A 23,408-nucleotide genomic window follows, 5' to 3' on the forward strand; every position below is an offset into this window, starting at 1 on the left:
CTTCATAGAAGTTAACACTGTTTCAAGGGCTTAGTTAACCAGACTCCATCTATGGCCCAGCGCTTCGATGCCAACACTTATCCCCTCTCTCCTGGGGTCCGCCTGCTTGAGGCCAGCGCTGGCACCGGCAAAACCTTTGCCCTGGCGCATCTCTGCCTGCGGCTGATCACGGAGGACGACCACGCCCTTGAGGCCTTGTTGGTGGTGACCTTCACGGATGCAGCGGCCGAAGAGCTGCGCTCCCGCATTGGCCAGCGGCTGCAACAGGCGTTGCAGGGACTCGAACAGCTGGAGCAGGGTATTAAGGCTGTTGCCCCGGACCCCGTCCTGGCGGAGTGGCTGGCGGGTTCCGAGCCAGGGGAGGCGCGTCAGCGGTGGATTCGGCGCTTGCTGGTGGCCCTTGAGCAGTTGGACCGGGCCGACATCACCACCATCCACGGCTTTTGCCGCCGCAGTCTTCGCCGTCTGGCGCTCAGCAACGCTGCGGCGATGGAGCCTCAGCTGGATACCGACGCCACCGCGCTCCAATCCGAGGTGGTGCAGGACCTCTGGCAACAGGAGCTGCATACCCTGCCACCGGATCAGTTCAAGGCGTTGCGTCAACGCGGCCTCTCGCCCCAGACCCTGCGCAGAGGGCTGGCGCAACTCGATGGCGAACAGCAGCCGCGGTTCCGGGCCGGTGATAGAGCGATCGATCTGGACCAGTCCCTCGCCCCACAGCTGGAGCACTGGCTGGCGCAGCTCTGGGACGACTTCATGCCGCTTTGGCAGCGGGATCATGTCGCCCTGGATGCCGGGTTCCGTCAGGCAGCCGAGCAGTGGAAAGCCCAGGGCTGTGCACCCACCACCCCTTACTCAGCCAAGCCCAAAAGCGATCGTTGCGCGCAGATCAACCAGTGGCTGAATGGGCAGACCGCAGTGCCTTCGCTGCTGGAGATTGCCACCCATGAGAAGCCGCTGAAGGAGTACTTCCACCCCGGCAGTTGGTGCAAGGTCGCCCGCAAGTGCGGTGAGACCGACCCCAGCCTGGTGATGCCGGCTTTGCAGGCCGCTGTTGCGGCGCTCTGGGATGCACCGATCGAGCGCACTTGGCAGTACCTGCTGGAACGGGGCTTGCGGGAGCTGGACCGCCGCCGTCGCCGCCGCGGTGTGATCACCTTTGGCGGCTTGTTGGCCGCCATGGACCCCGGCGATGGCGCTGTTGAGTGGCTTGCCCCCCTGCAACAGCGCTACAGGGCTGTGATGGTGGATGAGTTTCAGGACACAGACCCCGTGCAGTGGCGCCTGTTGCAGCGCGCCTTTGGTGGTGGTGAACGCCACCTGCTGCTGATGGTCGGGGATCCCAAGCAGGCGATCTACCGCTTCCGTGGTGGTGATCTGGCCACTTACATGGCAGCGCGGGATCAGGTGGAGCGGATCGATCACCTGCTTGAAAACTTCCGCACAACGGCACCGTTGATGGAAGGGTTGAACCGCTTGATGGCTCCCGGTCTCCCCCGATCCGAACTGACGGTGCCCGCGGTGCAGCCCCGCAGCTCCGCCACCCCACCCCAGGACGCCCCGGCATTGCAACTGCTGATGCTGTCCACCGAGGCGACCTCCAGCCGAAGTGCCCTTGAGGAAGAGTTGCCCCAGCGGCTCGCCGAGATGGTGCTGGAGCAACTGCAGCAACGGGAGGATCTCACCCCAGCAGATCTCTGTGTGCTGGTGAGTCGCCATCAACAGGCGGAAGACCTGCGCCGAGCCCTGGGGGTCTGCGGGCTCCCCACCCGCCTAGTAACCCAGGGGGATGTGCTCGACAGTGAAGCCGCGTTGCTGTTGCAGTGGTTCCTGGATGCCCTGGCGGAACCGGGTGATGACGCTCGCCTGCGTTTGCTGGCCTGCTCGGGACTGATGAACATCGCGCCTGATGCCCTGGAGCCGGCCATGCTGGATAAGTTGGCTCTGCAGCTGCGCGGTTTGGCTGATGTGATGCCGCGGCTGGGACTGCTCGGGGCCCTGGCCGATCTGCTGAAGGGTGAACAGATGGCGGGGCTGTCGGAACGGGGTCGGATGCTGGGGGATCTGCAGCAGGCGGCGCGGCTAGTGCAGGAGGTGATGCACCGCCAGGGATTTGATGTGGCCACTGCGGCTGATTGGTTGCGGCGGGAGCGGTTGCACCCCAGCCAGCCGGTGCCAGAGGCCCGCCAGCCCCACAGCGATCAGGCCGATAGTGCCATCGCCGTGGTCACCGTTCACCGCAGCAAGGGTCTGGAATATCCGGTGGTGATCTGTCCCTATCTCTGGCAGTCCCCCCCAGCGGTGTCCGGTCCGCTCTGGCGTGACCCCCGCTCCGGGGAGTGCCTGGTGCTGGTGGATGTTCACTGGGGGGAGGGCTGGCAGGCGGCGCAACAGGCGCAGCAGGAGGCTGCGGCCGAGGCCGAGCGGCTGGCCTATGTCGCGGTGACCCGAGCCCAATCCCAGTTGATCCTGATTTGGGCCAGGGCCAACGGCCAGGAGGATTCACCCTTGCCTGCCTGGTTGTTTGGTGCTGAGGCCGCTGGGGCTGCGATCGACAGCCTCACCGATGAGCGGCTGAGCGATGCCCTGGCATCGCGAAAGGTTCCGATAAGCATCGATGGCCTGGTGGAGAGCCTGCCCAGCGGCAAGCGTTGGCGGCCTCCGCTGGTGGTGGAGCCATTGGCCCTTGGTTCGGTTCCCAAGCGCATCGACCGGAGTTGGGGCCGGGCCAGCTACTCGGCCTGGATTGCCTCATCCGACCACGTTCATCTCCATGAGCAAGGTCGCGATCGCGATCCCGGCGCCGAGGAATCGATCTTGGCCGGGGCAGAACCGGCATGGTCTGAGACGGGGCCGCTGGCGGCCTTCCCACGCGGGGCCGGGCCCGGGGACTGTCTGCACCGGATTCTTGAACAGTTCCCCTTCTCTGCGGCTGAGGCCTCTGAGCCCCTCCAACGGCTCGATCTGATCACCGCAGAGTTGCGGCGGGCTGGGCTTGATCCCGATCTTCAGAAAGATGTGTTGATCGGTTTGGAGCAGGTGTTGCAGACGCCCCTGGGGGGACCGCTGGGTGCTTTGTCGCTGGATCGGCTGGGGCCGCACCAGCGCCTGTCTGAACTCAGTTTTGATCTGGCGGTTCAGCACGTACGCACGGCTGATCTGGTGGCTGCCTTCGGCTGTGATGCCCAGGCTCGTTTTGGCCGCTCCTACATCCCGGCGCTGGCGTCGCTCTCGATCAACAGCCGCGGTTTTCTCACCGGTTCAATCGATCTGGTGTTCCAGGACCCCCAGCAGAAGCGCTGGTGGGTTCTCGACTGGAAGAGCAATTGGATCGGTGAACGACGCACCGGTGCTGAGCCGGGACTGTGCGGTCCTCATCACTACTCCCAGGAGGCGATGGAGGAGCAGATGCTGCACCACCATTACCCCCTGCAGGCCCACCTCTACCTGGTGGCTTTGCATCGCCATCTGCGTTGGCGGATGCCGGATTACAACCCGGAGCAGCATCTGGGGGGCTACGTCTACTGCTTCCTGCGGGGGATGCCCGGATCGGTGGCTTCTTCTTCAGAGGATGCTGTCGGACCTGGGCGCATCGTCGAACCCGTGCCGCTCAATCGCATCGCAGCGCTGGATCGAGCCCTGGGGGAGGTGCCGGCGTGACGGAGCTGCTGCCCCCGGGAACCAGCACTTGGCCCTCCAGCTTCGCGGCCGGCCTCCATGCCGCCCTGCAGCGACGGATTCCGCCCCAGGCGGATGGCCCCGCATTGGAGAAGCTCAGCCGGGACATGGTGCTGGCCTTGGAGCAGGGGGAGTTGACGGTGAAGCTGACGCCGGAACGGCTTGCCGTTGCCCAAGCCAGTGGCTGGCTGGAGGGGGAGGCTTCCCCCCTGCTGCTTCAGGGTGATCGGCTGGGCTGGCGCCGCTGGTTGCAGGCCATGGAGCAGGTGGTGGCCGAGCTGGTGAAGCGGGCCCACGCCCCTGTTCCAAAGCCCGACAAGGCTGCCGATCTCGAGCTGTCGGATCGTCTCAACCCTGAACAGTGCGCCGCCGTGCGTGCCCTGGATCAGGCCTCTGTTGTTCTGCTCAGCGGTGGTCCGGGCACGGGCAAAACCAGCACGGTGGTGGAGATTCTGGCCCGGGCGGAAGCCCGCCATCCCGGCCTGCGCATCGGTTTGGCGGCCCCCACGGGCAAGGCGGCCAGGCGCCTGGGGGATGCGGTGCTGTCGCAGCGGGCTCCATTGCCCTGCAGCACCCTTCATCGCTGGTTGGAGGCCGGCAGCCGTGGCTTCGGTAGGCACCGCCAGCGTCCCTTGGAGCTGGATCTGCTGGTGATTGACGAGATGTCGATGCTGGATCTGGCCCTGACCCAGGCTTTACTGGAGGCGTTGCCCAGCGGTTGTCGGCTGCTGTTGGTGGGTGATCCAGCCCAGCTGCCGCCGGTGGGAAGCGGAGCGGTCTGGCATCGGCTTCAGCAGCCTGACGTGCGCGGCCGTTTCGGTGCCGGCGCCGTACATCTCGAACACACCTACCGCAACCGCGGAGCCCTGGCGCAGGTGGCGCAACAGCTGCGCCAGGGGGATCTGAAGACCTTTGCAGCGGATTTGGCTGCTTTGCCCGAGCAGGCCAACCTTCAGGTGCACCCCAGTCCCCTGAGTCGTTTTCCGGCCTTGGTGCGGCAGCGCTGGATCCAGCGCCTTCAGCAGCTGCAGGCGCTGACGGTTGATCTCAACTGCTGTAAAGAGCAGGAGCTGATGGCGGAGTCCCGGCCCTTGTTCGCGCTGCTCGAGCAGGACCTTTTGCTCTGTCCACGCCGCCGGGGGCCGTGGAGTCTTGATGATGTGCACCGCACGCTGCTGGGGGCCAACGCAGCCGGCAAGGTCGAGCGTTGGCCGATCGGCTTGCCGGTGATCTGCGGCAGCAATCAACCGGAACTCGGCTTGGCCAATGGCGACCTCGGGGTGGTGATCGGGGCAGGCTCTGAACGACGCCTGTTGTTCCAGGTTGTGGATCCGGAAGGCCAGCTGCAGGTGCGCCGTTTGCATTCAGCTCGTTTGCGGCGTCTGGAGCCGGCGGTTGCGCTCACCATCCATCGGGCCCAGGGCAGTGAGGCGGATCGGGTGATCCTGCTCTGGTCAGATCCCCTCGAAGATGGCCCGGCTGCTGAACATCAACGCCGTTTGCTTTACACAGCGATCACGCGAGCACGTGCCAGCCTTGACCTGGTGACGCTGATCTGACGCGGGTGAACTGATGCGGGTTGAGCGTCCCTGGGGCTGGTACGAAACGTTGACCCAGGGGGACAACTATTTGGTGAAACGTCTGTTGGTTTGTGCCGGGCAGCAGTTGTCCCTGCAGCGGCATCGTCATCGCAGCGAAAGTTGGACCGTGGTGTCAGGTTTGGGGGCTCTGCTCTGCGGTGAGACATGGCATGCCGCAAGCCAGGGCGTCATGCTCTCCATCCCCTGCGGCGCTGTGCATCGCGCCCGTGCAGACGACTCAGATCTGTTGATTCTCGAAGTTCAGCACGGTGTTGATCTGCGGGAAGACGACATCGAACGTCTGCAGGATGATTACGGCCGGGTGATAAATTGAAATCCAACCTTTGAAGCGTAGGCAACACAACCAGAGCGCAACTCTTTAGTTGCAGGGAGGTTGTGAGCCTGATTTCAGAGATCAATCAGGCGAAGCCACCTTCCATGACTGAACAGCAACAGCAGCGCGACGATTCCGCCTGCGCTGTGGATCTTTCTGCATCCGCGCTCCCGGAATCCAATTCCAATGCTGAGGTGTTCACTACCACGATTAAATCGGCTGAGCCGGAATCCGGTTTTGCCGGTTTTGGTTTCAGTGAGGCTTTGCTCCGCACCTTGGCGGACAAGGGGTATACCGATCCGTCCCCCATCCAGAAGGCCGCATTCCCCGAGCTGATGCTCGGCCGCGATCTGGTGGGTCAGGCCCAGACCGGTACCGGCAAAACAGCAGCATTTGCGTTGCCGTTGCTCGAGCGTCTTGAGAGTGGCCAGAAAACACCCCAGGCCTTGGTGCTCGCCCCCACACGGGAGCTGGCGATGCAGGTGGCTGAGTCGTTCAAGGCTTATTCCGCCGGCCATCCCCATTTGAAGGTGCTGGCGGTCTATGGCGGCACGGATTTCCGCTCCCAGATCAGTGCTCTCAGGCGCGGGGTTGATGTGGTGGTGGGCACCCCGGGTCGGGTCATGGACCACATGCGTCAGGGCACGCTCGACACAAGCGGTCTGCGCAGCCTGGTGCTCGATGAAGCGGATGAAATGCTCCGCATGGGCTTCATCGACGATGTGGAGTGGATCCTCGATCAATTGCCTGAGCAGCGCCAGGTGGTGCTGTTCTCCGCGACGATGCCCCCCGAGATCCGTCGCCTGTCCAAGCGTTATCTCAAGGACCCTGCTGAGGTCACGATTCGCACCAAGGATCAGGAAGGCAAGCGGATCCGCCAGCGTTCGATCACGGTGCCGATGCCGCACAAGCTCGAAGCCCTGCAACGGGTTCTCGACGCCTGTGGTGGTGAGGGTGTGATCATCTTTGCCCGCACCAAGGCGATCACCTTGACCGTGGCTGAAACCCTTGAGGCCGGCGGCCATCAGGTGGCGGTGCTCAATGGCGACGTTCCTCAGAACCAACGGGAACGCACCGTGGAGCGCCTTCGCAGTGGGTCGGTTGACATTCTCGTGGCCACCGACGTTGCGGCGCGGGGTCTTGATGTGGAACGCATCGGTCTCGTGATCAACTACGACATGCCGTTCGACAGCGAGGCCTACGTGCACCGCATCGGCCGGACGGGCCGCGCTGGACGTACCGGAGAAGCGGTTCTGTTCGTGACCCCACGGGAACGGCGTTTCATCCGCAACCTGGAGCGGGCTACGGGTCAGCCGATCGAAGCAATGGAGGTGCCCGGTAATACGGCCATCAACCAGGGCCGGTTGGACCGTCTGCGTAAGCGTCTAAGTGAGGCAGCCCAGGAGCAACGCCCTGAAGCCGATGAAGCGGCCCTGCTCCAGGAGTTGATGCAGCGAGTGGCCACGGAGCTCGAGCTCAGCCCCGAGCAACTGGCCATGGCGGCGCTGAATTTGGCAATCGGACCCGATGCGCTGCTGCGCAAGGGAGACGATGACTGGATTCAGAACACCCGTCGCAACGACCGCGACCGAGATCGCGAACGCAATTCGGGCGAGCGCCGTGAGCGGCGCGAGCGTCCGGCGCGGGCTCCTGAGGAGAACATGCAGCGCTACCGGGTTGAGGTGGGTCACCGCGATCGGGTCAAGCCGGGCAACCTGGTGGGCGCCATCGCTGGCGAGACCGGTCTGCAGGGCCGAATGATTGGCCGCATCCAGATTTTTGACAATCACAGCCTGGTGGATCTGCCCAAGGGCATGCCCGAGGAAGTGTTCAACAGCTTGCGTTGCCTGAAAGTGATGAACCGCGAACTGCAAATCAGTCAGGCTTCTTGATGCGTGTGTTTCCGGCGTTTGCTCTGGTTCTGGGCCCTTTGTCAGCAACCGCATCGGACAACAGCCTGATCACCCAGTTCTGCAGAACGGCCGTCAAGGCCGAGCTGCAGAGGGCTGTGACTGTTCCCCCTGAGGGAATGGTGGCCGACACCTGCCGTTGTTTTCTGTTGGAGGTGCAGAACGGGGCAGGGATCCAGACGGCCCAAGCAACCTGCAAGGCCAAGGCAGCTGAGGCCTACGGCCTCTGATCCCCGGGGATCAAAAAGGGTCAGAGATGGCTCACTTGCACGGTGGCCTCGGGCTGAAGCAGTGCCAACTTTTCCACCACTTGAATCAACTCGATCTGCTCTCTAGGCGTGGCCTGCCGGATCAAGTTGTTAATTAGCAGAAGCTTGTCCACTGGATCCAGCTCTCCATCGGCGGTCCAGGTCATGGCTTGGAAACAAAGGCTTTCAAATGCCATCTCTCTCTTATGTCATGGTCTTCTGACAATGGAGTGGATGGCTTGGTTGCGGGCGAGTCTTCGGAATTGCTTCTTTTTTTTGTGTTGATTCGTGCGACTGCCCTGTAACGTCATCGGGTTCACGCCTGAGCATTGGTCCTCTCCGAGCTTTCGGAACCGGCTCAAGCGATCGATCAAGTTCAACGGTTCCACGGTCCATGACCATCTACATCGGCAATCTCTCATTCCAGGCAGAGCAAGATCATCTTGTTGATCTCTTCAACGAGTACGGCGAGGTCAAGAACTGCAGCCTGCCCCTGGATCGTGAGACAGGCCGCAAGCGCGGTTTCGCTTTCGTCGAAATGGTCAACGATGCCGATGAGCAAAAAGCCATCGACGATCTTCAGGACGTGGAGTGGATGGGCCGCATGATCCGCGTCAGCAAAGCTACCCCTCGGGAGCGCTCAGGTGGCCCCCGCGGTGGTGGTGGCGGTTACCGCGGCTGAGGCTGAGGCCTCGGCCTCCATCAGGTCCGATTCCACTTCACGCAAGCTCAGCCGACTCAGCATTTCATCACTGCTGTCTGCTGGGTTTTGCTGTTGCTCACGGGGGTCCTGGAACTTGGGCAACACGTCCCGCAGTCCGCGGCGTTTCTGGCGCGCCAGGTAACGGTGAAAGCGGTTGAACGACCTCGATCGGCTCATGGCACCTCCTTCAGTTGTGGTTCCGTTGTAGTGCGTCTTCAGGGGTGAAAACCGTGTCGGAACGAACCCTCAGGAAAGCTTCAGCAAATCGTTCCCCCTTGATGCGGCTGATGCGTCATTTGGCGCCGCAGCGTCGCCTAGTGATTGCAGCGATCAGCTGCTCTCTGCTCAACAAGCTGTTCGATCTGGCCCCACCCGCCTTGATCGGTCTGGCCCTTGATGTGGTCGTGCGCGGTGACCAGTCTGTGTTGGCGGGTTTCGGTCTGAGGACCGCAGGCCAGCAACTCTGGTTTCTGGCTCTGCTCACCTTTGTGATTTGGGCGGCGGAGTCGCTATTTGAGTACCTCTACGACGTGCTCTGGCGCAACCTGGCGCAAACCACCCAGCACAGCCTGCGGGTCGAGGCTTACGACCATCTTCAGAAGCTGGAGCTGGCCTTTTTCGAGCAGGACAGCACCGGTCGCCTGATGGCGGTGCTCAATGACGATATCAATCAGCTCGAACGCTTTCTGGATCGCGGTGCCAATCAGATCCTGCAGTTGATCACCACCGTTCTGGTGGTGGGCATCGGCATGGCGATGGTGGCGCCGGAGGTTGCCCTGTTCGCCTACCTGCCTATTCCGCTAATTCTTTGGGGATCGCTGCATTTCCAGCGCCAGCTGGCGCCGCGTTACCGGGAGGTGCGGGCCCGGGCGGGCGACCTCGCCTCCCGGCTTGCCAACAACCTGGGGGGGATGCTCACGATCAAGAGCTTCACCGCTGAGGCTCTGGAACTGGAGCGGCTGCGAGCAGAAAGCCTGGCCTACCGCCAGAGCAATGCCCGGGCGATTCGTCTTTCGGCGGCCTTCATCCCCTTGATCCGCTTCGCGATTCTGTTCGCCTTCCTGGCGATCCTGTTGATCGGTGGCTTCAAGGCCCTGGCCGGGGAACTGCCGGTGGCCACTTACAGCGTTCTGGTGTTCATTACCCAGCGCCTGCTCTGGCCGTTAACCGCCATTGGCAGAACCCTGGATGAATACCAGCGCTCGATGGCCTCCACGCAACGGGTGCTCGATTTGATCGACACGCCGGTTCTGATCCAGGGAGGAACGGTGCCTGTGGATCCGCAGCGGCTGCGGGGTGAGATTCGCTTTGAAGCGGTGGATTTCGCCTATGGCGGCCGATCAGCACTGCTGCAGGGCTTCGATCTGACCGTGCAAGCGGGATCGACCCTCGGCATTGTCGGGGCGACGGGGTCCGGCAAGAGCACGGTGGTGAAGCTGTTGTTGCGGCTGTATGAGCGAGATGGCGGAAGTATCTGCCTGGATGGGGTCCCCATCGAAACCCTGCAGCTTCAAGACCTGCGGCGCTGCATCGCCCTGGTGAGTCAGGACGTCTACCTCTTCCACGGCACCGTCGCCGAGAACATCGCTTATGGGGTCTCAGATCCCGATCCGGTGGCGATTGAGCAGGCTGCTTGCTTGGCGGAAGCCGCTGGATTCATCGATGCCTTGCCCCAGGGATACGAAACCCTGGTTGGGGAGCGGGGGCAGCGCCTCTCGGGCGGACAGCGCCAACGCATCGCCCTGGCCCGCGCCATCCTCAAGGATGCCCCGGTGATGGTGCTCGATGAAGCTACCGCAGCGGTGGACAACGACACCGAAGCCGCCATCCAGCGCTCCTTGGCGCAGATCACCCTGCACCGCACCACCGTGGTGATCGCCCATCGTCTCAGCACGGTTCGCCATTCCGATTGGATTGTGGTGATGGACCAGGGCCGGATTGTGGAGCAGGGCTGCCACGACAGCCTGGTGGCCCAGGGTGGGGTCTATGCCAACCTCTGGCAGGTGCAGGCCGGCGAAGGGGTTATCGCTTCCTGAAGCAGCTGTTGTTGCCGGCAGATTCGGCGACCATGCTGGGTCCGCAAGCCGGCAGTGGAGCCATGGCCATGCAGGCCTCGATCAGCCACGTGATGCATCACCCCCTCGGGGTGTTCTCGCTGTTGGTGGCGATCAGTGCGGCGGTGCCGCCGTTGATCCGGCGGCTGGGGCTGCCCGATCTGGTGGGGTTGCTGGCGGCTGGCGTGGTGGTGGGTCCCCACGCTTTGAACTGGGTCGACAGCAGCAGCGAAACGGTACGGTTGCTCTCCGATCTCGGGGCGGTGTATCTGCTGTTCACGATGGGTCTGGAGATTGATCTCGAGGAGTTCAACCGGGTCAAGCGTCGCTCCTTTATCTATGGCCTGCTGATCCTGTTGATCGGTGTGGGAACGGGCGTGTCGATCGGCCTGATGGCGGGCTTCGCCTCGGTGTCGTGCCTGTTGCTCGGCGCCCTGATGGCGACTCACACTCCCCTCGGTTATCCGATCGTGCGCAGTTACGGCGCCCAGAAGGACGAGGCGGTGGTGGTGAGCGTGGGCAGCACGATCTTCACCGACATCGTGGCCCTGCTGCTGCTGGCGGTGGGACTGGGGCTGGGCCAGGGCAGCCTCAGTGGCCTTGGCCTGGGCCTGCTGCTGCTCAAGATCGGTGGCTTCGCTCTGGTAGTGGTGATCGGCATCCGCTGGCTGGGCCGGCGCCTGGTGCTGCAAGGCATCAGTGATGAAAACCGGATGGTGCTCGCTGTTTTGGTGGCCCTGTTCCTGGCGTCCCTGGGTGCTGAGCTGGCGGGAGTGGAGAAGATTGTCGGCGCCTTCTTGGCTGGTTTGGCGGTGAATTCCGTGCTGCCCGAGGGCCGGGTGAAGGAACAGGTGATTTTTGTGGGTGGCGTGCTGTTCATCCCGATCTTCTTTATCGATTTGGGATTGCTGCTTGATCTGGGCAGCCTCGGCCAAAGCCTGGGCAACTTTCAGTTCACCGCGCTGATGCTTGTGGGCGCTATTGGCGGCAAGGGTGTGGCGTCCTGGCTGAGCGGACGGCTGTTCGGTTACCGCCGCGCCCAGATCCTGATGATGTGGTCGCTGACGATGCCCAAGGTGGCGGCGACCCTGGCGACGGCCTTCATCGGCTACCAGGCGGGTCTGCTCAATCAGACCGTGCTCAACAGTGTGCTGGCGGTGATGGTGGTGACGGCCACCCTGGGGCCGATCCTCACGGAGCAGTCGGTGACACGGCTCAAGGATCCCAGTCCCGATGCGGTGCCGGTCAGCTTCGGTGAGGAGGCGGCGGTGCTGGATGGCGTCAATGAGGTCGTCCAGCGCCCCCTGCGCATCGTTGTGCCGGTGGCCAACCCCAGCACCGAGAAGGGATTGTTGAGCATGGCGGCCCGCCTGGTGCAGGGTTCGGCTGGGGCTGAAGGGTTGCTGCTTCCCCTGGCGATGGTGAATCCCAGCCTCGAAGAGATGCGCGGTGGTTTGAACAGGGCCATTGCCGCAGCGCGTGGACGCCTCAGCACGGCGGAGAGCATCGGTGCCCAGTTGGCTGTGCCCAGCCGCAGCCTGCTGCGGCTGGATGAAGATATTGCCGGCGGCATGAGCCGCACAGCTTTGGAACAGGCCGCGGATCTGTTGCTGATCGGTGCAGCCCGCACCGATCAACTCCGGGCCTGGCTAATGGGCGACATCGTTGATGGGGTCTGCCGCACGGCCCACTGTCCGGTGGTGGTAGTGAACCTGGGGCATGAGACAGATAGCGGCCTGGGCCGAATCCTTGTTCCGATCAAAGACCTCTCCGCCAGCGCACGCGAGCAATTCGAACTGGCGCTGCGGATGATCAACTCAGCTCCGGAGGATCAGCGCGTTCGGATCACCCTGCTGCATGTGCACGACCCCCGCTTCAGCGGCCAGGACCGTCATTGGATGGAACAGCAGCTGATTCGCTGGCGTCCGCCGGGGATTCCAGAGGAGCGGTTCCACATAGTGATTCTGCGGGGGCCGGGTATCGATGGTGCCATTCATCGCCTCAGCCGCGAACACGATCTGGTGATCCTGCGCACCCAGCGCAGGCGGGTGGCTGGTCTGCCGATTCCAGGCAGTGATCGCATCAGCAAATTGATCCGCCAGCTCCCCTGCGCCTCGATGGTGATCAGCGATCCATTGGTTTGACAGAGGTCTGCGTCCCTCTACCAGAGATGGGACGAGCGCGCCAAGATGCTGCTTAGCGTGCATGCCATGACACAACCCCCCTCTGCTAAGGCGTCATCTGAGGCCATCACATGGCCGGTGGTTGCTGCTGTGGTGGTTGGTCTCAGCGGCGGCCTGACTCTTTCGGTTGCTCTGAGCCGGTTGATCATGGCGCCGTCCAGGACGGCAGATCAGCCTTTCGCGCTGCCTAAGCCTGCGCCGCTTGCCAACCCATTTGTTGGTTGGACCGGCTTCGGGGCAAGGGAGGTGGTGGTGCTGGGCCGAGACCGCACTGGCAACAACACTGATGTGATTTTCACGGTGCGGGTGGATGGCACCACCACGTCGATCACCCAGATCCCCCGCGACAGCTACATCGATGCTGAGGGCTTCGGTGGCATCAAGCTGAATGCACTGATGGCCTACGGCGGAGTGGAGGCTGTGGAGCGGGAGTTGTCGCGGTTGATGAACCGACCGATCCGCCACCACATCGTGGTGCGCCTGGATGCGATCGAAACCCTGGCCAACCTGGTGGGGGGAATCGAAGTGGATGTTCCCAAGCGCCTCTATTACATCGACCGCAGTCAGAACTTGTTGATCGACCTGCAGCCCGGCCCTCAGCTGTTAAGGGGCAAGGATTTGGAGGGCTTTTTGCGTTGGCGCAACGACGGCCGCGGCGATTTCGGCCGGCTGGAACGGCAGCAGCTGGCGTTGAAGGGTCTGTTTGAGCAGATGAAACAACCGCAGAATCTGATCCGCCTGCCGGCTTTGATCACCGCTGCGGGCCAGGCCTTGGAGACGGATCTGGGGCCGATCGAACTGGGTGGATTGGTCACCGCCATGGGCACCACCGATCTGAAGGCTTCCAGTCTGAAGGCGGTTCCGTTCAATGCCGATGGCATCAGCTATCTGGAAACCGAGTGGCCGGCCAAGTCGAGCAGTGGCAGCGATGCCAGTGTTGGCAGCCAACGCTTCCGATTCCTGTTCTGATCAGATCAGCAGGGTCAGTGAGTGCACCACCCGGCCGCAGAGATCACCAACCTTGCTCCAGCGTTCTTCGTTGACGCTGGTAGCCAGGGTGTAAAGGCGGCCGCGATCTACCACCACAGTCGCCAGCTCATGGCGGTCCCGATCTTCCAAGTGCACGGCGTATTCCAGGTCGTAGAAGGTGTGGCCATTCACCTCTCGCTCCTGCGCTCCCACCAGCTCCGCGGTGCGGCCGCTGCCGGCGGTGGCGATCACCTCACGGCGCAGCCGCTCTCCCACTGCGATGGCGCTGCCCAGTTCACTCAGTTCGTTGTCTTCGCTCACCTTGTTGATCATCAGGCTCACGGTTTCATCGCTGTGGATCAGGTCGTGAAACACCACCCGTGGTCCGTTGCTCACTTGAACCTCAGTCCAACCGGTGGGATAGAGGAAGGCGAAACGGCCATCCGGGCTCTGGTACGACTGCAGTCCGGCTGTTGGTCCCGCTGCGCAGGCCCCCACCATCAGTGCCAGGGCGCCGCAAATGATCACGCGACTCAAAGACTGGAAGAGCTGCATCAGCTGGGCGATCAATCCATGGGCCATTCTGCCTCTGTGGCCTGATTGTCGTGAACTCTGTTGCGGCAGATGATCTCCGCAACTCCTACATTTCCCGCATCGGCGGCAGACCACTGAGCGGCTTTACTAAACCGTTAGCCCGGCTGATTGATCAGTTCGAGCGTCTGCCTGGCATCGGTCCGCGCACGGCCCAGCGGCTCGCTTTGCATCTTCTGAATCAACCGGAGGAGCAGATCCATCAGTTCGCTGATGCCCTGTTGGCGGCCCGCACCCAGGTTGGCCAGTGCCAAACCTGCTTCCACCTCTCCGCTGATCCCGAATGTGAGATTTGCCGCAACCCTGAGCGCCGCAACGGCGTGATCTGCGTGGTGGCGGATTCCAGGGATCTTCTGGCTCTGGAACGCACCCGTGAATTTCAGGGGCGCTACCACGTGCTTGGGGGCCTTATTTCGCCCATGGACGGGGTTGGTCCGGAGCTGCTGCACGTCACCGAACTGGTGCAACGAATCACCAATGAGGAGATCAGTGAGGTGATCCTCGCCCTCACCCCCAGCGTGGAAGGAGACACCACCAGCTTGTATCTGGGGCGGTTGCTCAAGCCCTTCTGTTCGGTGAGCCGGATCGCCTACGGCTTGCCGATGGGTAGTGAACTGGAATACGCCGATGAGGTCACCCTGAGCCGCGCCCTGGAGGGGCGCCGGCCGGTATGAGCAAGTACAGCTCCATTCCCCCCGCCGAGCGATTGCCGGACTGGCTGCGACGGCCGATTGGCAACGCATCGGAGTTGGAGCGGGTGCAGGGGCTGGTGAAGCAGAACCGCCTGCACACCATCTGCGAGGAGGGTCGCTGCCCCAACCGCGGCGAGTGCTACGCCGCCGGAACAGCGACGTTCCTATTGGGCGGCTCAATCTGCACCCGCAGCTGTGCCTTCTGCCAGGTGGACAAGGGCCAGGCCCCGATGCCGCTGGATGCCGCGGAAGCGGAGCGGGTGGCAAATGCGGTGGAGGCGATGCAACTCCGCTATGTGGTGCTCACGGCGGTGGCCCGCGACGATCTTGCCGACCACGGCGCCAGCCTGTTCACCACCACCATGGCGGCGATCCGGGCCCGCAATCCGCTCATCGCCCTTGAGGTGCTCACCCCCGATTTCTGGGGCGGTGTGGCGGACTCGGAGCGGGCCGTGATGGCCCAGCGGGAGCGGCTGGCGACAGTGCTGGGGGCCCAACCGGTTTGCTTTAACCACAACCTGGAAACGGTGCAGCGGCTGCAGGGGGAGGTGCGCCGGGGAGCCACTTATGAACGATCGCTCGGTTTGCTCGCGGCGGCCCGGGAGCTGGCGCCTCAGATCCCAACCAAGAGTGGTCTGATGCTCGGCTTGGGGGAGAGCCGCGACGAGGTGATCGCCACCCTCCAGGATCTTCGCGCCGTGGATTGCCAACGGATCACCCTGGGGCAGTACCTGCGCCCCTCGCTTGAGCACATTCCAGTGGCCCGCTACTGGACGCCCCAGGAGTTCGACGCGTTGGCGGAGGTGGCCCGTGAGCTTGGATTTGCTCAGGTGCGCAGTGGCCCGCTGGTGCGCAGCAGTTATCACGCCGCCGACTGACGCCAGCTCCGCAGACTGCGGTCCAGAACGGTTGCCACATCGCTACTCATCAGGGCCCCGGCGCCTCCCCAGACCATGCGCAGGGGGAGATCCCAAAGCGCTGCTTCCACATCACGGGTTTTGTTGAAGCCGCGTTGGTGGAAGTAGCGCACCAGCCGGCGGTGTTGCTGCTCGTCGTCGCGGATGGCTAGCAACCGGGCCTTTGTACAAGGCGTGGCCTCCTGGGCCCAGGCCATGGTGGCCGCCCAGATCAGATCACCCACGCCCGCAGGTGCCTTCGGCATCACCCGCATCGTGTCGAGCTGCAGGCCCGTGGCAGCGGGGTAGGCCCATCCCTTCATTTCCCCCAACAGCAACAGGCTGCCGCTGGCGGCTTGCCGGGCCACCACCAACCGCAGGCTCCACAGCCCCAGGGGGCGCCCCACCTGCAATCGCAGCAGCAGTCCGCGTTCGCGGGCCTCGGCTTCCAGGTGTTCGAGCATCGATCGGGAGGTGGTCGTGCTCATGCTGCCGCGGTCATGGCGACGACCGAGCGGACCGCCTCCAGGGGCAATGGACCGTAGAGATGGGGGAACAGTTCGCCGGTGGGAATTGCATCGGCCCGTAGGGGAGCGTTCATCGCGGCGGGATCAATCTCCAGCAGGAGCACCTCGCCAGCGTCCGCATAAAAACGCACAAATGTGTCTCTTACCTGCTCCTGCCATGAGCAGTGGATGAAGCCCACCTGCTCCAATGTCATCCCCCGGGTGGAGATGCGGTAGCTGCCGCTAGCCTGGGCAGCCTGCCAGTCGGCCTTAAGGGCTAGGTGAAACAGGGGTTGATCCAGGGGAACCGCGATGGCATCAGCGGGGAAGTGGTGTTGCTGTCCCCCTGTACTCCAGGGGTCGGCGCGCTGCATAAGCCGCTCGAATCTGGGGTCCTCCAGGAAACGCTGGAGCCAGTGATGTAGGTCCTCCAGGGTGTTGTCGTTGTCGAATCTCTCGGGATCGGCGATGCGCCACTGCCGCACGAAGGGCCAGAGGGCGGCATCTGCCAGCGAGCAGTGCTCGCCCAGCAGCCAGCCCTGATCAGCGATCCTCTGGTTCCAGCTTTGCAGGATGGCGAGCCCGGAGGCGCATTGCTCGTCTTTGTTGGTGCCTGGGTAGCGGTCGGTGTACTTGAACCGGTCCAGATGATGTTTGAAAGCACCGTCGTTTTGCTCGATCAGCGCTGAGGCATCGCCGGTGTTGCGCAGCCCGCGAGGGTCCGCCTGAGCAAGGGCCCATTCCATCACCGCCAGACTTTCCTCGATCACCGTGCCGTCCGGCAGCACCAATACGGGCACCGTGCCCTTGGGGGAGACCGCCAACATCTCAGCGGGTTTGGCCTTCAGTGCGATCTCCCGCCACTGCACGAGAAGTCCGGCCTCCAGCAGGGCCCAGCGTGCGCGCATGGCGTAGGGGCAGCGTCTGAAGCTGTAGAGGATCGGCGGCAAGGCATCGGGTGGTCCCTGGCAGGGATTGTCCGATGCGGCCTGATCTCCTCAGGCCTGCTGCTGGTCGATGTTGTGTTGGTCGATCTGGCGTTGCCGCATGGCGAAGCGTTCCCGGTCGGCATCGGTGAAGCGATCCACGCAGTGCACGCACTGCACCCCCTTGATGTAGCTCGGCAATTCGCGTTGCTGGGCTGACAACGGCAGGCCGCAGGCGTGGCAAAGACTGTGCTCGCCGGGTTCCAGCCGGTGGTTCAACGCCACCCGTTGATCAAAGACAAAGCACTCCCCTTGCCAGCGGCTCTCGGCTTCCGGTACCAGTTCGAGGTACTTGAGGATGCCGCCGCGCAGGTGGTGCACCTCCCCGAAGCCCTCTTGCTGCAGGTAGCTGCTGGCTTTCTCGCAACGGATTCCGCCGGTGCAGAACATGGCGATGCGTTTGCTGCCCTTCTGTTCCATCAGGGGCCGAAGCGTGGACTCTGCCCATTTCGGAAAGTCGCGGAAGCTCTCGGTGCTGGGGTCGATGGCCCCCTCGAACGTGCCGATCGCTGTTTCGTAGCTGTTGCGGGTGTCGATCACCAGGGTGTCGGGATCATCCACCAGTGCATTCCAGTCGTCCGGCTCCACGTAGGTGCCCACGCTGGTGCGGGGATCCACGCTGTCCACGCCGATGGTCACGATCTCCTTTTTGCGCCGGGCTTTGAAGCGGCGGAACACCGGCTTGTTGGTCCAGCTGCGCTTCACCTCCAACCGTGCGTAGTGGTCGTTGCCGAGCACCAAGGAAGTGCGCAGATGATCCAGCACCGCATCAACTGCTGATTCCGGGCCACTGATCGTGCCGTTCACCCCTTCATGGGCCACCAACACCGAGCCGTGCACGCTGCCATCGCAAGCCAGGGTCGGCAAGCTGCTTAGCAATGTCTCCCTGAGCTCGTCATTCAGGGGCGTGAAGGCATAAAACGCCGCCACCAGGAGCCGGCTGTCTTTCGCCAGCACAGGCTCCAGGTTGCTCGAGTCCACGCTGTTAGGGGTTCAACATTCCTCCAGCCTGCATCAGGCCGGGTCGTTCCACCCGTGTTGTTGGTCGTCAGGCTTTCCTGCTGATGCGAACCGCCGCCGGTTTCAGGGGACAGGCCAGGGCATGGAAGGGCTTGTGTCCCCCTTCAAAGATCAGGCTTCCCATCGGTTGAGCGTTGGCGCTGTCGATCTTCATGGCTGTGCCACAGACCAATACGGTGTAGCTCAACAGGGACGACACCCACAATGAGTCTTTTGTGCAGTGTTTCCGGTTGGTGACAGTCGGGGTTGTCCGCGCAGGACCCTTCGGCCAGTTCTCAATAGCGGTGATTGTGGTGACGTTGCTTGTCCGTCTTTGATCGCCTCCAGGATCACGGACAGAACAAACAGACCAAGCAGGGAGGGGATGACGATGGGATCGATCAAGGCACCTCATCGACGGGCTTTTCCCTGCCTAGCCCTGCACAGACATCCTCAATGTGCCAGTGGAGCAATCGTTGCATGGGGTCGGCTGATCAGTGGGGCGAGCAGCTGGCCCGAGCCGCCGCTTCCTCCTGCCAGTTGGCTGTCACCCCCGCATCGGCGAGAAGTTGGCGGTCGGCCTCCACATCCGGGTTGCCGGTCGTGAGCAGAACATCGCCGTAGAAGATCGAATCTGCCCCCGCCTGAAGGCAGAGGATCTGTGCTTCTCGGCTCATCGATTCACGGCCGGCGCTCAACCGCACCCGGGCGTGAGGCATAAGGATTCTCGCAGTCGCCACCATCCGCACTAGCTCCAGCGGTTCAAAGGGAGCCTGCTCTTCCAAAGGGGTTCCCTCCACCGCCACCAACCCGTTCACCGGAACGCTTTCGGGATGGGGGTTCATGCTGGCCAGCACCTGCAGCATGGAGGCACGGTCCCTCAGGGTTTCACCCATTCCGATGATGCCGCCGCAGCAGAGGGTGACGCCGGCATTGCGAACCCTTTGCAGGGTCTCTAGCCGTTCCTGGTAGGTGCGTGTGGAGATGATCCGTTCGTAATGCTCGGGGCTGGTGTCGAGGTTGTGGTTGTAGGCCGTGAGACCAGCTTCTGATAGCCGTTCCGCCTGTTGGTCGGTGAGCATCCCCGCGGTCACGCAGGCCTCCATCCCTATGCCGCGGACCCCTCGCACCATTTCGAGCATCGCCTCAAAGGGAGCGCCATCACGGATCTCGCGCCAGGCCCAGCCCATGCAGAAGCGGTCAGCACCGGCCTCCTTGGCGGCCCGGGCGCGCTGAAGCACCGGCTCTACCTGCATCTGGGCCTCAAAGGCCGTGACGTCACTGCTGTTGTGGATCGACTGAGAGCAGTAGGAACAGTCTTCTTCGCAGCCCCCTGTTTTCACGCTCAGCAGCGAGGCCAGCTGCACCCGGTAGCCAGGGTTGGCTTCCCGATGCACGGTTTGAGCTTGCCAGAGCAGCTCCATCAAGGGAAGTTCTAGGAGGGTCTGGATCTCCTCGATGGTCCAGTCGTGGCGGATGCTGAGGGTCATGGGTTGATCGGATCAAGACCGCCGAAGCGGCGGTGGCGACGTTGGAAATCGAGCAGAGCGGCTTTCAAGGCATCGGCATTGAAGTCAGGCCAAAGCACATCGGTGACGTGAATTTCGGCGTAGGCCAGTTGCCAGAGCAGGAAATTGCTGATGCGGTGTTCCCCGCTGGTGCGGATCAACAGATCGGGGTCTTGTTCGCCAGCAGTGAATAGTTCTGCGGCGATGCTGTTTTCATCAATGCTGACGGGGTCCAGTTCCCCGGCAGCAGCGCGTTGGGCCAGACGCTGAGCGGCTCGCACCAGCTCCCGTCGTCCGCCGTAATTGGTGCACACATTGAAGTGAATTCCTTTATTGCCCGCCGTCCGGGCCGTGGCGTCGGCAATCAGCTCCTGCAGTTTCTGGGGCAGAGCGTTCAGATCGCCGAGAAAGCGAATCCGCACCTGTTCGGCCTCCAGGGCCTGCAGTTCAGCCTGTAATACCCCTTCGAATAGGGTCATCAGGAAATTCACTTCCTCGCCGGGGCGCGACCAGTTCTCCGTGGAGAACGCGTAGGCCGTGAGGGATTGAATGCCCCAGTCGCTGCACAGCCGGAGGGTGGACTTCAGCGCTTCAACGCCGGCACGATGCCCCATCACGCGCGGCAAACCGCGGGATTTGGCCCAGCGACCGTTGCCATCCATGATCAGGGCCACATGCTGCGGGAGCCGACCTGGGTCGAGGTCCGCAGGCAGAAGCGAACGATCGGCCGTGTCAGTGCTGGTGGCCGGAGGGCGGCTCAAGACAGCGATTCGGACGGAGCGCTACCCACCGTACGTCGTGCCGGCGGCATCGATTCGGCGGTGCTGAACAGCTCCCTGAGCAGTTCCTGGAGGCGAGAACTGGTGATCGGTCGTTCCAGCTTGCCCTGGTTCGCCAGAGACAGTGTTCCTGTTTCTTCCGACACCACAATGCAGATGCAGCGATCAAAGCGTTCGGTGATGCCGAGTGCCGCAAGATGCCGAGTGCCGAAACGGCTCACGCTGTGTCTAGATAGGGGAAGAATCACGCCAGCCGACTCGATTCGATTGCCCCGTACCAGCACGGCACCGTCGTGGAGGGGGGTGTCGGCGGCGAACAGGTTGAGCATCAGCTCGCGACTCAGCACAGCACCAATGGGGATGCCGGGATTGAGAAAATCCTCGGGCCTCAGGTCGCTTCCAAGGTCCACCACGATCAAGGCACCACGCCTCAACTGAGACAGCCGGCCCGCTGCCTCAGTGATTTGGCTAACGGTTCCCGCCGAAGCGCTGAACTCTTTCTGGGGATTGCCCAGCAATACAGCGAGGCGACCGGTTCCTAGAAGCTCCATCAGGCGACGCAGCTCGCCTTGCCAAAGGATGGCCAGGGACAGCGAGCAGGCCATGACGAGCGCGTCTACCAGTTTTGTGGTGAGGGGCAAGTTGGCGAAGCGCTGGACAAACCAGGCCATCGCCACCAGAAACAACCAACCTCGAAGCAGCCAGAGGGTGCGCTGCTCATTGACGCGAGAAAAAAGCAGAAAGCCGATGGAAGAGGCAAAGAGAACGTCGAGCACCAGGCGCGGATCCACCACCGCCAATACGTTCACTCCGCCCTTCTCAGTACTGCATTCAACGTAACGCGTTGAATCGTTCTGGCAAAACGTCGTAGCGCAGCAGGTCATCCGGCTGCTCCCGTTTCTGCACCAGTTCTGCTGAACCGTCATGCACCAGAACGGCAGCAGGCCTCGGGATCCGGTTGTAATTCGAACTCATTGAGGCGTTGTAAGCACCGGTGGCAAACACGGCGACGATGTCACCGCTCTCGGTGGTGGGTAGGGGGAGGTCCTTCAGCAGCACATCGCCGGATTCGCAGTGCTTGCCCACCAGGTTCACGCTTTCGTCTGGCTTGGCCAGGGGGCGATCGGCCAGGCAGCAGGTGTAGAGCGACTGGTAGGTGATCGGGCGAGGGTTGTCGCTCATGCCACCGTCGATGGCCACGTAGGTGCGCACGTTCGGGATCGTTTTGCGCGAGCCCACCGAATACAGGGTCATGCCGGCGGTTGCCACCAGGGAACGACCCGGTTCGCACATCAATCGCGGCAGCTCGAGGTCTCGTTCCTGGCAGGCGCTTGTGACGGCTTCTGCCACCACCTGGATCCACTGTTCAATGCTCGGAGGATCGTCCGACTCCACGTAGCGGATGCCAAGGCCACCTCCGACGTTGAGGTCGGTTACGGGATGGCCCAGCTCACGGGCCAGCTTCAGCTTGTCGGCCATCACCGCCGCCAGATCCCGGTGAGGCTCGAGTTCAAAAATCTGCGAGCCGATGTGGGCGTGCAGTCCGGTGAGTTGGGCCCAGGGTTGTCCAATAAGGCTTCGCAGCACAGGCTCCACCTGGTCAGGATCGAAGCCGAACTTGCTGTCCAGGTGACCGGTGCGGATGTATTCGTGCGTGTGGCACTCGATTCCGGGGGTGAAGCGCAGCATCAGGCGTGCCGGTTCGGCTCCAGCGGGCAGAAGTTCGGCGAGGCGATCGAGATCGTGCTGGTTGTCCACAACGATCATCACCTTGTTGGCATAGGCGAGCAGCAGCTCCTCGTCGGATTTGTTGTTGCCGTGCAGGACCATGCGCTCCCCGGGCATCCCCCCGCGCAGCGCCGTCAGCAATTCACCGGCTGACACGGCATCTAGACCCAGCCCTTCGGAGGCCGCCAGGCTGCTCATCACCAGAGAGCTGTTCGCTTTGGAGGCGTAGATCGGCAGGGATGGCCCGGAGTAATGCTTTTCCAGGGCCTGGCGGTAAGCCCGGCAGGTGGCCCGAACGGTCTCTTCATCCAGCACATACAACGGTGTGCCGTAACGCTCGGCCAGATCGCTGAGACGACACCCCCCAACAACAAGACGGTCGGTGCCGTCGAGTCCTGTGGTGATCGGGGTCAGGTTGCGATTGGGGCTCTCCGCATCCATGTTCGCCTCGAAAGGCCGTTGACTGGTGATGGTTTGGGTCACGGAGTGGCGGCGTCGGAGGGCAATCTAGGAATCGACCCTGCAGTGGGCGGACTGACCCCGCAGATCCTGCGTCTTGATCCGTCCTGGCAGCAAGCCTGTCTGGCATTGGATCAACGGGCGCTTAACTGCCTCTGGACAGGAGAGCAATGGCGGCGGGAGCTGGACGACCCCCGTCGCCTCTGCATCGGTCTTGTGCAGCTCGACGCCCTGATGGGTGTGGCCTGTGGCTGGATGGTGGCCGATGAGCTGCACATCACAGCGCTGGCTGTGGATCCCGACAGGCGTCGCAGTGGCCATGGAGGTCTGCTTTTGCAAGCACTGTTGCAACGGGCACGACAGCACGGTGCAGTGCACGCCACCCTCGAGGTAGCCAGCGACAACGTTGCCGCTCTGGCGCTATATGCCAAAGCCGGTTTCCGCACCGCAGGCACCCGTTCCGGGTACTACTCCGATGGTCGCGATGCCCTTATTCAGTGGTGTCGCATTCCGTCAGCGCCGTTGCCCATGTCGGCCGAATGAAGTTGTTCGGTTTCCCGTCCCTGGGAGACAAAAAAAGCGGTGAATCTTCTGGGATTCATTGT

At 62.8% G+C, this 23,408-nt stretch carries 23 protein-coding genes; 12 read left to right on the forward strand and 11 right to left on the reverse strand.

The annotated features are described in order from the left end of the window. Window positions 1-51: 51 nt before the first annotated feature. The 5 genes from FZZ85_RS01270 (at window position 52) to FZZ85_RS01290 (ending at window position 7,732) form a co-directional block, all read left to right on the forward strand. A complete protein-coding gene (locus FZZ85_RS01270; protein WP_226411421.1) occupies window positions 52-3,660 on the forward strand; it encodes a UvrD-helicase domain-containing protein in 3,609 nt (1,202 codons plus the stop codon). After that, the gene (locus FZZ85_RS01275) at window positions 3,657-5,237 is read left to right on the forward strand and encodes an AAA family ATPase (RefSeq protein ID WP_226411423.1); all 1,581 of its coding nucleotides are present in this window, start codon (window positions 3,657-3,659) and stop codon (window positions 5,235-5,237) included. The genes FZZ85_RS01270 and FZZ85_RS01275 overlap by 4 nt, the downstream gene beginning before the upstream one ends. Before the next feature lie 13 nt (window positions 5,238-5,250). Next, window positions 5,251-5,592, forward strand: coding sequence for a phosphomannose isomerase type II C-terminal cupin domain (locus FZZ85_RS01280; protein WP_226411425.1), 342 nt, complete (start codon window positions 5,251-5,253; stop codon window positions 5,590-5,592). 104 nt (window positions 5,593-5,696) lie between these two features. Then, entirely contained in the window at window positions 5,697-7,484 is a 1,788-nt protein-coding gene (locus FZZ85_RS01285) for a DEAD/DEAH box helicase (protein ID WP_226411427.1), read from the forward strand. After that, window positions 7,484-7,732 carry a hypothetical protein gene (locus FZZ85_RS01290; protein ID WP_226411429.1) on the forward strand — a complete coding sequence of 83 codons (249 nt, stop codon included), beginning with the start codon at window positions 7,484-7,486 and terminating at the stop codon, window positions 7,730-7,732. The genes FZZ85_RS01285 and FZZ85_RS01290 overlap by 1 nt, the downstream gene beginning before the upstream one ends. Before the next feature lie 20 nt (window positions 7,733-7,752). On the opposite strand, the gene FZZ85_RS01295 is transcribed toward FZZ85_RS01290, so the two are convergent. After that, window positions 7,753-7,917 carry a hypothetical protein gene (locus FZZ85_RS01295; RefSeq protein ID WP_226411431.1) on the reverse strand — a complete coding sequence of 55 codons (165 nt, stop codon included), beginning with the start codon at window positions 7,915-7,917 and terminating at the stop codon, window positions 7,753-7,755. Window positions 7,918-8,144: 227 nt separating this feature from the next. Here FZZ85_RS01295 and FZZ85_RS01300 point away from each other — a divergent pair, with 227 nt between their 5' ends. Continuing rightward, window positions 8,145-8,432 carry an RNA-binding protein gene (locus tag FZZ85_RS01300; protein WP_226411433.1) on the forward strand — a complete coding sequence of 96 codons (288 nt, stop codon included), beginning with the start codon at window positions 8,145-8,147 and terminating at the stop codon, window positions 8,430-8,432. Here the strand turns inward: FZZ85_RS01300 and FZZ85_RS01305 are convergent. Further along, a complete protein-coding gene (locus FZZ85_RS01305) occupies window positions 8,391-8,630 on the reverse strand; it encodes a hypothetical protein (RefSeq protein WP_226411435.1) in 240 nt (79 codons plus the stop codon). The two genes, FZZ85_RS01300 and FZZ85_RS01305, sit on opposite strands and share 42 nt — an antisense overlap. A 101-nt stretch (window positions 8,631-8,731) precedes the next feature. On the opposite strand from FZZ85_RS01305, the gene FZZ85_RS01310 reads away from it, so the two are divergent. The 3 genes from FZZ85_RS01310 to FZZ85_RS01320 all read left to right on the forward strand — a co-directional run bounded on the left by FZZ85_RS01310 (window position 8,732) and on the right by FZZ85_RS01320 (window position 13,659). After that, window positions 8,732-10,489, forward strand: coding sequence for an ABC transporter ATP-binding protein (locus FZZ85_RS01310; RefSeq protein ID WP_226411437.1), 1,758 nt, complete (start codon window positions 8,732-8,734; stop codon window positions 10,487-10,489). 62 nt (window positions 10,490-10,551) lie between these two features. Next, on the forward strand, window positions 10,552-12,651 hold the full coding sequence (locus FZZ85_RS01315; protein ID WP_226411953.1) for a cation:proton antiporter: 2,100 nt from the start codon (window positions 10,552-10,554) through the stop codon (window positions 12,649-12,651). A gap of 66 nt (window positions 12,652-12,717) precedes the next feature. After that, window positions 12,718-13,659, forward strand: coding sequence for an LCP family protein (locus FZZ85_RS01320; protein ID WP_226411439.1), 942 nt, complete (start codon window positions 12,718-12,720; stop codon window positions 13,657-13,659). Here the strand turns inward: FZZ85_RS01320 and psbP are convergent, their stop codons facing one another. Beyond that, complete coding sequence (psbP, locus tag FZZ85_RS01325) at window positions 13,660-14,241, reverse strand: photosystem II reaction center PsbP (RefSeq protein ID WP_226411441.1); 582 nt, start codon at window positions 14,239-14,241, stop codon at window positions 13,660-13,662. Window positions 14,242-14,312: 71 nt separating this feature from the next. Here psbP and recR point away from each other — a divergent pair, with 71 nt between their 5' ends. Together recR and lipA are read left to right on the forward strand one after the other, a co-directional pair. Further along, window positions 14,313-14,924, forward strand: a complete 612-nt coding sequence (gene recR / locus FZZ85_RS01330) for a recombination mediator RecR (RefSeq protein WP_226411955.1) — start codon at window positions 14,313-14,315, stop codon at window positions 14,922-14,924. Next, window positions 14,921-15,820, forward strand: coding sequence for a lipoyl synthase (lipA, locus tag FZZ85_RS01335; protein WP_226411443.1), 900 nt, complete (start codon window positions 14,921-14,923; stop codon window positions 15,818-15,820). Before recR ends, lipA begins: the two co-directional genes overlap by 4 nt. Here the strand turns inward: lipA and FZZ85_RS01340 are convergent. The 8 genes from FZZ85_RS01340 to lysA form a co-directional block, all read right to left on the reverse strand. Further along, the gene (locus FZZ85_RS01340; RefSeq protein WP_226411957.1) at window positions 15,805-16,302 is read right to left on the reverse strand and encodes a hypothetical protein; all 498 of its coding nucleotides are present in this window, start codon (window positions 16,300-16,302) and stop codon (window positions 15,805-15,807) included. The genes lipA and FZZ85_RS01340 overlap by 16 nt on opposite strands. Window positions 16,303-16,322: 20 nt before the next feature. Beyond that, the gene (locus tag FZZ85_RS01345; RefSeq protein WP_226411445.1) at window positions 16,323-17,294 is read right to left on the reverse strand and encodes a DUF952 domain-containing protein; all 972 of its coding nucleotides are present in this window, start codon (window positions 17,292-17,294) and stop codon (window positions 16,323-16,325) included. A 48-nt stretch (window positions 17,295-17,342) separates the two neighbouring features. After that, window positions 17,343-18,311, reverse strand: a complete 969-nt coding sequence (locus FZZ85_RS01350) for a rhodanese-related sulfurtransferase (protein ID WP_226411447.1) — start codon at window positions 18,309-18,311, stop codon at window positions 17,343-17,345. A gap of 67 nt (window positions 18,312-18,378) precedes the next feature. Then, window positions 18,379-18,549, reverse strand: coding sequence for a hypothetical protein (locus tag FZZ85_RS01355; protein ID WP_226411449.1), 171 nt, complete (start codon window positions 18,547-18,549; stop codon window positions 18,379-18,381). Window positions 18,550-18,823: 274 nt separating this feature from the next. Continuing rightward, window positions 18,824-19,819 carry a biotin synthase BioB gene (bioB, locus tag FZZ85_RS01360; protein ID WP_226411451.1) on the reverse strand — a complete coding sequence of 332 codons (996 nt, stop codon included), beginning with the start codon at window positions 19,817-19,819 and terminating at the stop codon, window positions 18,824-18,826. Continuing rightward, on the reverse strand, window positions 19,816-20,598 hold the full coding sequence (locus tag FZZ85_RS01365; RefSeq protein WP_226411453.1) for an isoprenyl transferase: 783 nt from the start codon (window positions 20,596-20,598) through the stop codon (window positions 19,816-19,818). The genes bioB and FZZ85_RS01365 overlap by 4 nt, the downstream gene beginning before the upstream one ends. Next, window positions 20,595-21,425, reverse strand: coding sequence for a diadenylate cyclase CdaA (cdaA, locus tag FZZ85_RS01370; RefSeq protein ID WP_226411455.1), 831 nt, complete (start codon window positions 21,423-21,425; stop codon window positions 20,595-20,597). The genes FZZ85_RS01365 and cdaA overlap by 4 nt, the downstream gene beginning before the upstream one ends. A 22-nt stretch (window positions 21,426-21,447) precedes the next feature. Beyond that, the gene (gene lysA / locus FZZ85_RS01375; protein WP_226411457.1) at window positions 21,448-22,827 is read right to left on the reverse strand and encodes a diaminopimelate decarboxylase; all 1,380 of its coding nucleotides are present in this window, start codon (window positions 22,825-22,827) and stop codon (window positions 21,448-21,450) included. 3 nt (window positions 22,828-22,830) lie between these two features. On the opposite strand from lysA, the gene FZZ85_RS01380 reads away from it, so the two are divergent. Then, the gene (locus FZZ85_RS01380; protein WP_226411459.1) at window positions 22,831-23,346 is read left to right on the forward strand and encodes a GNAT family N-acetyltransferase; all 516 of its coding nucleotides are present in this window, start codon (window positions 22,831-22,833) and stop codon (window positions 23,344-23,346) included. The last annotated feature ends 62 nt before the right edge of the window (window positions 23,347-23,408 follow it).

This window comes from Synechococcus sp. MU1642 (assembly GCF_020514115.1).
Taxonomy (GTDB): Bacteria; Cyanobacteriota; Cyanobacteriia; order PCC-6307; family Cyanobiaceae; genus Parasynechococcus.